At 73.9% G+C, this 7,946-nt stretch carries 11 protein-coding genes and 1 pseudogene; 3 read left to right on the top strand and 9 right to left on the bottom strand.

The window, feature by feature from the left end:
• Positions 1–52: 52 nt before the first annotated feature.
• The 8 genes from hemW to AB7J25_RS29085 are packed head-to-tail and all read right to left on the bottom strand — an operon-like array spanning position 53 to position 6,140.
• Positions 53–1,201, bottom strand: a complete 1,149-nt coding sequence (gene hemW, locus AB7J25_RS29120) for a radical SAM family heme chaperone HemW (protein ID WP_428514314.1) — start codon at positions 1,199–1,201, stop codon at positions 53–55.
• A 12-nt stretch (positions 1,202–1,213) separates the two neighbouring features.
• On the bottom strand, positions 1,214–1,993 hold the full coding sequence (locus AB7J25_RS29115; RefSeq protein ID WP_428514316.1) for an ABC transporter permease: 780 nt from the start codon (positions 1,991–1,993) through the stop codon (positions 1,214–1,216).
• 32 nt (positions 1,994–2,025) lie between these two features.
• Positions 2,026–2,886, bottom strand: a complete 861-nt coding sequence (locus AB7J25_RS29110; RefSeq protein ID WP_428514312.1) for an ABC transporter permease — start codon at positions 2,884–2,886, stop codon at positions 2,026–2,028.
• 3 nt (positions 2,887–2,889) lie between these two features.
• Positions 2,890–3,825, bottom strand: a complete 936-nt coding sequence (locus AB7J25_RS29105; protein ID WP_428514310.1) for an ABC transporter ATP-binding protein — start codon at positions 3,823–3,825, stop codon at positions 2,890–2,892.
• 51 nt (positions 3,826–3,876) lie between these two features.
• On the bottom strand, positions 3,877–4,287 hold the full coding sequence (gene ndk, locus AB7J25_RS29100) for a nucleoside-diphosphate kinase (RefSeq protein ID WP_428514308.1): 411 nt from the start codon (positions 4,285–4,287) through the stop codon (positions 3,877–3,879).
• A 25-nt stretch (positions 4,288–4,312) separates the two neighbouring features.
• Entirely contained in the window at positions 4,313–4,666 is a 354-nt protein-coding gene (locus AB7J25_RS29095; RefSeq protein ID WP_428514306.1) for a hypothetical protein, read from the bottom strand.
• Positions 4,667–4,708: 42 nt separating this feature from the next.
• On the bottom strand, positions 4,709–5,587 hold the full coding sequence (locus tag AB7J25_RS29090) for an SMP-30/gluconolactonase/LRE family protein (protein WP_428514304.1): 879 nt from the start codon (positions 5,585–5,587) through the stop codon (positions 4,709–4,711).
• A gap of 28 nt (positions 5,588–5,615) precedes the next feature.
• Positions 5,616–6,140, bottom strand: coding sequence for a CGNR zinc finger domain-containing protein (locus tag AB7J25_RS29085; RefSeq protein ID WP_428514302.1), 525 nt, complete (start codon positions 6,138–6,140; stop codon positions 5,616–5,618).
• 34 nt (positions 6,141–6,174) lie between these two features.
• Between AB7J25_RS29085 and AB7J25_RS29080 the strand changes: the two genes are divergently transcribed.
• On the top strand, positions 6,175–6,303 hold the full coding sequence (locus tag AB7J25_RS29080; RefSeq protein ID WP_428514300.1) for a hypothetical protein: 129 nt from the start codon (positions 6,175–6,177) through the stop codon (positions 6,301–6,303).
• 82 nt (positions 6,304–6,385) lie between these two features.
• Entirely contained in the window at positions 6,386–6,868 is a 483-nt protein-coding gene (locus tag AB7J25_RS29075) for a DUF309 domain-containing protein (protein ID WP_428514298.1), read from the top strand.
• Between the two features lie 42 nt (positions 6,869–6,910).
• Here the strand turns inward: AB7J25_RS29075 and AB7J25_RS29070 are convergent, their stop codons facing one another.
• A complete protein-coding gene (locus AB7J25_RS29070; protein WP_428514296.1) occupies positions 6,911–7,672 on the bottom strand; it encodes an SDR family NAD(P)-dependent oxidoreductase in 762 nt (253 codons plus the stop codon).
• Positions 7,673–7,820: 148 nt separating this feature from the next.
• On the opposite strand from AB7J25_RS29070, the pseudogene AB7J25_RS29065 reads away from it, so the two are divergent.
• Positions 7,821–7,946: pseudogene (locus AB7J25_RS29065) on the top strand (shikimate dehydrogenase); the annotation flags it as partial.

Here is a 7,946-nt window from a genome sequence, read left to right as displayed (position 1 = left end):
CCCCGGAACCCCCCGCCGACACCCCACCCGCACCCCCGCGCGAACGCCGGTCTCAGGCGGGCACACCCGCCAGCAGCGCGTGCACCACCGCGTCCGCGAGCAACCGTCCCCGCCGGGTCAGCACCGCGCGCCCGTCCGCGGCGGCGCCCGCGTCGAGCAGCCCGTCCGCGGCCGCCCGCGCGGCGGCGTCCCGGCCGGGCCCGTCCAGCAGCTCCAGGGCGAGCCCCGACGCGAGCCGCAGACGCAGCATCACCCGCTCGACGTGCCGCTCGGTCCCCCCGAGCGCCTCGCGCCCGGCCTCCGGCGACTCCCCCGCGGCCAGCATCGCCGCGTAGCGCGCCGGGTGCTTGACGTTCCACCAGCGCGTCCCGGCCAGGTGCGAGTGCGCGCCGGGCCCGAGGCCCCACCAGTCCCCGTCCAGCCAGTAGCCGAGGTTGTGCCGGCACGCCGCAGCGTCCGACGCGGCCCAGTTCGACACCTCGTACCAGTGCAGTCCCGCCGCGGTGAGCCGGTCGTCGATCAGCTCGTAGCGGGCGGCGGCGACGTCGTCGTCCGGGGCGGGCAGCTCGCCGCGCGCGACGCGCCTCGCGAGCGCCGTCCCCTCCTCGACGATCAACGCGTACGCCGACACGTGGTCCACCCCCGCCTCGAGGACGGCGTCCAGCGAGGCCCGCAGATCGTCGTCGGTCTCCCCGGGAGTGGCGTAGATGAGGTCCAGGTTGACGTGCCCGATCCCCGCAGCGCGCGCCTCCCGGGCCGCGTCGACGGCCCGACCGGGCGTGTGCCGGCGGTCCAGGACCTGCAGCACGTGCGGCGCCGCCGACTGCATGCCCAGCGACACCCGCGTGAACCCGGCCTCGACGAGGCGCGCGAAGAACTCCGGGGACGTCGACTCCGGGTTGGCCTCGGTGGTGATCTCCGCGCCCGCGACCAGCCCGAACGTCTCCCGCACCGCCCCGAGCACCGTGCCCAGCCGCTCGGCCCCGATCAGCGACGGTGTGCCGCCCCCGACGAACACGGTGTCCACCGGCCGGGAACCCACGACCGATGCGGCCAGCGCCAGCTCGCGATGCACCGCCACCAGCCACCCGTCCGGCGAGGCGCCCGATCCGGCCAGCTCCGAGGCGGTGTAGGTGTTGAAGTCGCAGTAGCCGCAGCGCGCCGCGCAGAACGGCACGTGCACGTAGATCCCGAACGGCATGAGGCGTCCAGGCTACTTCAGCAGCAGCGTGTCCAGCCGCCGCGCCGCCACCACCAGCCCCACCACGATCATGACCGCGAAGTAGGCGAGGTGCCCCAGCATCCCGGGATGGACGGCGCCGGTGGTGAGCCCGCGCATGAGCTCCACGGCGTGGTAGAGCGGCAGGCACTCGACGACGAGCTGCAGCCACCGGGGGTAGACCGAGAGCGGGTAGAACGTCGTCGCGAACAGGAACATCGGCAGTACCACGAGGGTGACCAGGTCGAAGTCCTGCCACGAGCGCATGTACGACGTGGCCGCCATCCCCACCGCCGCGAACGCGAACGCGACGACGAGCGCCGCGGGCAGCGCGAGCAGGGCCCACGGCGAGGTGAGCAGGCCGAACCCGGCCATGACCGCCAGGAACCCCAAGGAGTACAGCCCGCCGCGGATGAGCGCCCAGCCGATCTCGCCGAGCGCGACGTCCACCGGCCCGAGCGGGGTGGCGAGCATCGCGTCGTAGAGCTTCGAGTACTTGAGCTTGAAGAACACGTTGTACGTGGAGTCGAACACCGCGCCGTTCATCGCCGACGCCGCGAGCAGGCCCGGCGCGATGAACGCCGCGTACGTGAGCGGGGCGCCGTCCGGGCCGGGGAGCGTGCCGACCAGCGTGCCGAGCCCGTGGCCCATCGCGAGCAGGAAGAACACCGGCTCGAAGAATCCCGAGAAGAACGCGAGAAAGGTGCGTCGGGTGGCGGTGGCGTTGCGCTCCAGCAGCGCGTGCGAGCGCCCCGCGTACGAGCCGGCGGGCATGAGCAGGGCCGCCCGTGCGACCGTCGGCGCGCTCACTGGCCCAACCTCCTGCGGAACAGCCGCGTCACCAGCACGATCCCCACACCCAGCAGCACCAGCAGGTAGGCGAGGTGTCCGAGCGCCGCGAGCGGCTCCCACCGGTCCAGTGCCGCCGCCCGGGCCAGCTCGGTGCCGTGCCACAGCGGCGAGATCCAGGCCAGCGGCAACACGATCGGCGGTAGCCGGTCCACCGGGAAGAACGTGCCCGAGAACAGCGTCATCGGGATGACCACGAACCGGAACAGCATGGTGAAGGCGGTGCCCTCGTTCGTCACCGTGGCGGCGAACGCCATCACCAGCGCTGCCATCGCCGCTCCGGTGAGCGACGCCGCGAGCAGCGACAGGAGCACCCCCGGCCCGCTGACCCCGCCGAACACCGCGATCACCGCCAGGTAGATCGCGCCCGTGCCGGTCAACTTGATCACGGTCCAGGAGAGGTGGCCGACGGCGATCTGGCCCGGCGTGAGCGGGGTGGCCGTCATCGCGTGGTAGATGCGCTGCCACTTGAACGCCGAGAGGACCGGGTAGGTCGACTCGAACGACGCCGCCTGCACCGCCGACACGGCGAGCAGCGCCGGCGCGAGCCACACCAGGTAAGGCACCCCGCCGGTGGCCTGCGCCGCCTGTCCGCCGCTCTCGACGAGCGTGCCGAACCCGACCCCGAACGCCAGCAGGAACAGCAGCGGCTGCAGCACCGACGACACCGCGGTGGCCCGCCAGTTGCGCCGGTACCACGTCCAGTAGTGCTCGACGACGAGCAGCACCCCGCGGGTCCGGGAGATCTCGACGCGGCGCGGTACCGCCGGGTCGACGACCGTCCCGCCGGGACCGCTCGCCAGCGCTCGCTCGGGCATCGGTCAGTCCACCAGCGTCCGGCCGGTGAGCCGCAGGAACACGTCCTCCAGCGACGAGCGGCGCACCATCGCCGACAGCGGACGCAGCCCCGCCCGGTACACGAGCTCCTGGGCCCGCTCGCCGTCCGCGGTGTAGACGAGCAGCCGGTCCGGCAGCTCCTCCACCCGCCCGTCGTGCTCGCCCAGCGCCGCGCCCACGACGGCGGGCTCCGGGCGCGCCTCCGGCTCGAACCGCAGCTCCAGCACCTCCCGGGTGGAGTGACGCTCGATCAGCTCCGCAGGTGAGCCCTCGGCGACGATCAGCCCGGCGTCCATGACGACGAGCCGGTCGCACAGCTGCTCGGCCTCGTCCATATAGTGGGTGGTGATGATCTGCGTGACGCCGTCGCGCTTGAGCCGGTACAGCCGCTCCCACAGCAGGTGGCGCGCCTGCGGATCGAGCCCGGTGGTGGGCTCGTCGAGCAGCAGCAGCTCGGGGGAGTTGACCAGCGAACGCGCGATCGTGAGGCGCCGGCGCATGCCGCCCGACAACGGCTCCACCGGCGTGTCCGCACGGTCGGTGAGCTGCGCGAACTCCATCAGCTCGACGGCCCGCTCGCGCACGTGCGCCCGCGGGAGGCCGAAGTAGCGGCCGTAGACCTCCAGGTTCTGCCGGACGGTGAGCTCGAGGTCGAGGTTGTCCAGCTGCGGGACGACGCCGACGCGGGCCCGGATGCGCGGGCCGTCCGTCCCCGGATCCATGCCCAGGACCTGCAGCGACCCGGCCGTGCGCGGCGAGACGCACGCGATCATGCGCATCGTCGAGGACTTGCCGGCGCCGTTCGGGCCGAGGAAACCGAAGGTCTCGCCGCGCGCCACGTCCACGTCGATGCCTCTGACCGCCTCGAAGTCGCCGAACGACTTGCGGAGGCCCCGGGCCTGGACGAGAGCATCGGACACGGGCGCCACGCTAACCGCGACCCCCGACAGATCGCTTGGAGAAAGGTGACGTCAGAGGTTCGGGAACCAGAGCTTGATCTCTCGGTCCGCGGACTCCGGCGAGTCCGAGCCGTGCACGAGGTTGGACTGGGTCTCGAGCCCGAAGTCGCCGCGGATGCTGCCGGGCGCGGCCTTCTCCACCGGGTCCGTCCCGCCCGCGACCTGCCGCCACGCCGCGATCGCCCGCGGGCCCTCGACGACGGCCGCGACGAGCGGGCCGGAGGTGATGAAGTCGATCAGGTCGCCGAAGAACGGCTTGCCGTCGTGCTCGGCGTAGTGCTGGGCGGCCAGCTCGCGGTCCACCGTGCGCAGTTCGAGCGCCACGATCGTCAGGCCCTTGCGCTCGATCCGCGCGAGGACCTCGCCCACCAGCTTGCGCTCGACGCCGTCGGGCTTGACCAGGACCAGGGTGCGTTCCGTCACCCCGCGAGGGTATCGAGCAGGCAGGTCAGGCGTTCGTGCGGGCGCGGCGCGCGGCGATGAACGAGCGGATGCCCATCACCAGGTACACGACGAGCAGGACGAACATGATCGCGCTGACGATCACCGCGGGAGTGAGCGCCGCCACCGTGATCACGCGCATCAGCGCGCCGATCGCGCCGAGCAGCGCGATCAGCAACGCCGCATGCGTGGCGTGCATCCGCGCCTTCTCCCCGCGCCCCGCGATCAGGCCACAGATCACGAGGAGCAGGCCGACGAACGCCGGGATGAGCGCGGTGACGCTCGCCGCTCCCGTGGCGACGTAGGCGACGACGCCGAGCACCACGAGGATCCCGCCGATGACCAGGGTGAGCCGCTGCATGGCCCCCATGATCCCGGACGGCGCCGGGTGAGGCGAGCGGGGTCAGGCGATCGGCACCTCCACCTCGAAGGCGAGGAGCTTCGCCTCGCGGGTCTCGCGGCGCTCGTGCTCGGCGAACCCGGGCGCGGTGCAGCAGAAGAGCGTCCGCCCGTCCGCGCCGCCGAGCACGCACGCGTAGACGCCGACCTCGCCGGTGGAGATCTCGCCGAGCACGCGACCCTCGGTGATGCGGAGCACGCGGTTGCCCAGGGCGTCGGCGATCCACACCGCGCCCTCCGCGTCGGCCGCCGACATCCCGTCCGGCGCGACCGCCAGCTCGCCCAGCACGGTCGGGACGTCCTTGGCCGACGGGAGATCGCCGAAGCGCACCCAGTCCCGCCGCCCCGACAGCTGCCCGTCCGGGCCGACGTCGAACGCCGAGACGCGGTTGCCGAAGGTCTCGGAGAGCACCAGGGTGCCGTCGGGCAGGAACGTCGCACCGTTGGGGAAGTAGACGTCCGGCGCCGCCACCGTGACCGTCCCGTCCGGGTCGACGCGGACGAGGGAGGTGGTGGCGAGGTCCGCGCCGCTCATCAGGTCGAACCCGAAGTTGCCGACGTAGGTGCGCCCGTGGGCGTCGACGACGAGGTCGTTGGCGTGCCCGCCGGCGTGCCCGCCCAGCTCGGCGTGCACCGCGAGCGTGCCGTCCGGCTCGCGGCGCAGCACGCGGCGGTCGCGCATCGACGTGACGAGCAACCGGCCGTCCGGCAGCCAGCCCAACCCCGACGGCTGGCCCTCGACCTCCGCTTCCACCCGCAGGTCCGAACCGTCCTCGCGCAGCGAGACGACGCGATGGGTGTAGAAGTCCGACAACCAGAGCCGGCCGTCACGCCAGCGCGGCCCCTCCAGGAACGACATGCCCTCCAGAACGACCCTCGCCATGGCGACCTCCTCGTCGTGACCGGCCGGGTCAGCCTCGCACACGACGGGCCCGGTGGGCGGCCACGTTGACCCGGGTTGCGCACGTCGGGGTGCAGTACGTGCGCCTGCCGGCCCGCGACGTGTCGACGAAGACGGTGTCGCAGCCGGGCGCGGCGCAGGCCCCGAGCCGGTGCGCCCCGGAGTCGGCGAGCAGCACGGCGAGCCCCGCCGCGGTCTGGGCCCGGACACGCGCGGGCAGGTGCCCGCTGTCGGCGGCGTAGTGCAGGTGCGGGGGCTGCCCGTCGTGGGTGGAGAGAAACGGCCGGGCGGCGACGTCGGCCAGCAGCTCGTTGAGGACGGCCACCTTCGCGGTGTCGGAACCGGCGGTGAAGGCGGTGCGCAGCCGCGCACCCCATGTGACCAGCTCGCCCGCGTCCGCCTCGTCCGGCTCGGCGGGCCCTATCCAGAACTCCCGCAACAGCGCCGCGACCTGCGGCAACCCGGCGTCCGGGCCCAGGTTGGCGAGGGCGGCACCCAGGCGTGCCGCGGCCCCGCCGTAAGTGTTGAACTGCATGACGCCATTACATCATGGTGGAGGTGTGACACCGATGCAATGCGAGTTCAGGACCGTCTCCCGGCACGTCACCTCGGCGGGGTGGGTGCACTACCAGCGGTGCCGGTGCGGGCGCTTCCGCGTCCTCGTCGGGGACGTCGTGGCGGCCTGGGCGGCGCGGTAGCGGCCGCGCGGGGACCACGGGGTGCGCGGGTCCCCGAGCCGGCCCGGTGGCAGGCACCCCGTCCACTCGGCACGATCACGGCATGTCCCGCGACCGTGACGCCAGCGGCCGTGCCCGCAACTCCCGCCCCCGCGACGCCACGGGCCGCCCCCTCCCCCGCGGCGCAGCGGGTGTCGAGCAACTGCCCGACGATCTCGCCCTCTCGGGCGCCGAGGCCGTCGACGAGGCACAACGCCTGCTCGACGCCGGGCGGCCGTTCGCGGCGCACGAGGTGCTGGAAGCCGGGTGGAAGGCCGCCCCGGACGCCGAGCGCGACCTGTGGCGCGGCCTCGCCCAGCTCGCCGTCGGCCTGACGCACGTCCAGCGCGGCAACGCGCGCGGCGCCCGATCACTGCTCACCCGGGCCGGTGAACGGATCGCCACCTGGCCCGGGGACATCCCGCACGGCCTGGATCTCGGCGGGCTCACCCGCGCCGCTGAGGATCTCGTCGCCAGGATCGAGGCGGACGGCGTCGCCACGCTGGGCGCAGCCGACCTCCGGTTGCGCCTGCGTCGGCCCACCTGAGCCGCGTCGCGCTCCCGCGACCCGTGCGGCTCGCGCACGGCCTCAGCGCGGCATCCGCCGCCACACCGAGCGCGGCAGTATCCGCAGCACCGCGAACAGCGGCCGCAGCTGCCACGGCACCCACACGCCGCCGCGGCCGGACCGCATCGCGCGCACCGTCGCTTCCGCCACCTGGTCCGGCGTGGACGAGAACGGCGCGGGCGACATCCCCGCCGTCATCCGGCCGACCACGAACCCGGGTCGGACCAGCACGAGCCGAACCCCGGAACCGTGCAACGCGTCCGCGAGCCCAGAGGCGAAGCCGTCGAGCCCCGCCTTGGCCGAGCCGTACACGTAGTTCGCCCTCCGCACCCGCACGCCGGCGACGGACGAGAACACGACGATCGTGCCGGACCCCTGACGGCGCAGCAGGTCCGCGAGGTGGGTGAGGACGGCGACGTGGGCGAGGTAGTCGGTGTGCACGACCGCCACGGCGTGGGCGGCGTCCCGCTCGGCCAGCGCCTGGTCGCCGAGGATCCCGAACGCGACGACGGCGAGGTCGATCCGCCCGTGCCGCGCCACCACCTCGGCGAGGACGTCCCCGTGGCTGGCGACGTCGTCCGCGTCGAACTCGACGGTGTCGACCGCGGCCGCACCGGAGTCGAGCAGCGCTTTCTGCTCGTCGGCGAGATCGTCCGCCTGGTCACCCGCCTGATCAGCGCGACGCCGGGCCGCGAGGACGACCGTCGCCCCTGCGGCCACGCGCCTGGCGACCGCGAGGCCGATCTCGCTGCGGCCACCGAGGAGGAGCACCACGTCACCCACGGGGGCGAGTCTCCCGCGACGGGCCGGCGGGCCCGAACGGGGCTCGGCCGCTCCTGGACGGACGGGGCTCGGCCGCTCCTGGACGGACGGGGCAGCCCCGACACTCCGCCGACACCCCGCCCGACACCCGCCGCCCGCGCCGTGCGCCATGCTGGGCGCCGTGACCGCGCCGACCTCGCCCCGCCGCGCCGCCGTCCTCGGCTCCCCCATCGCGCACTCGCTCTCCCCCGTCCTGCACCGTGCCGCGTACGCCGAGCTCGGCCTGGACGGCTGG

It is taken from the genome of Pseudonocardia sp., from assembly GCF_050246655.1.
Taxonomy (GTDB): domain Bacteria; phylum Actinomycetota; class Actinomycetes; order Mycobacteriales; family Pseudonocardiaceae; genus Pseudonocardia.
Note: the sequence above shows the minus strand (reverse complement) of the source record. Positions and strands in the feature narration are given on the sequence as shown.

What these genes read in the sequence shown, in the direction of transcription:
- hemW (WP_428514314.1), bottom strand. Translation starts at nt 1,201, where the DNA reads ATGCCGTTCGGGATCTACGTGCACGTGCCGTTCTGCGCGGCGCGCTGC.
- AB7J25_RS29115 (WP_428514316.1), bottom strand. Translation starts at nt 1,993, where the DNA reads ATGCCCGCCGGCTCGTACGCGGGGCGCTCGCACGCGCTGCTGGAGCGC.
- AB7J25_RS29110 (WP_428514312.1), bottom strand. Translation starts at nt 2,886, where the DNA reads ATGCCCGAGCGAGCGCTGGCGAGCGGTCCCGGCGGGACGGTCGTCGAC.
- AB7J25_RS29095 (WP_428514306.1), bottom strand. Translation starts at nt 4,666, where the DNA reads ATGCAGCGGCTCACCCTGGTCATCGGCGGGATCCTCGTGGTGCTCGGC.
- AB7J25_RS29090 (WP_428514304.1), bottom strand. Translation starts at nt 5,587, where the DNA reads ATGGCGAGGGTCGTTCTGGAGGGCATGTCGTTCCTGGAGGGGCCGCGC.
- AB7J25_RS29085 (WP_428514302.1), bottom strand. Translation starts at nt 6,140, where the DNA reads ATGCAGTTCAACACTTACGGCGGGGCCGCGGCACGCCTGGGTGCCGCC.
- AB7J25_RS29080 (WP_428514300.1), top strand. Translation starts at nt 6,175, where the DNA reads ATGCAATGCGAGTTCAGGACCGTCTCCCGGCACGTCACCTCGGCGGGG.
- AB7J25_RS29075 (WP_428514298.1), top strand. Translation starts at nt 6,386, where the DNA reads ATGTCCCGCGACCGTGACGCCAGCGGCCGTGCCCGCAACTCCCGCCCC.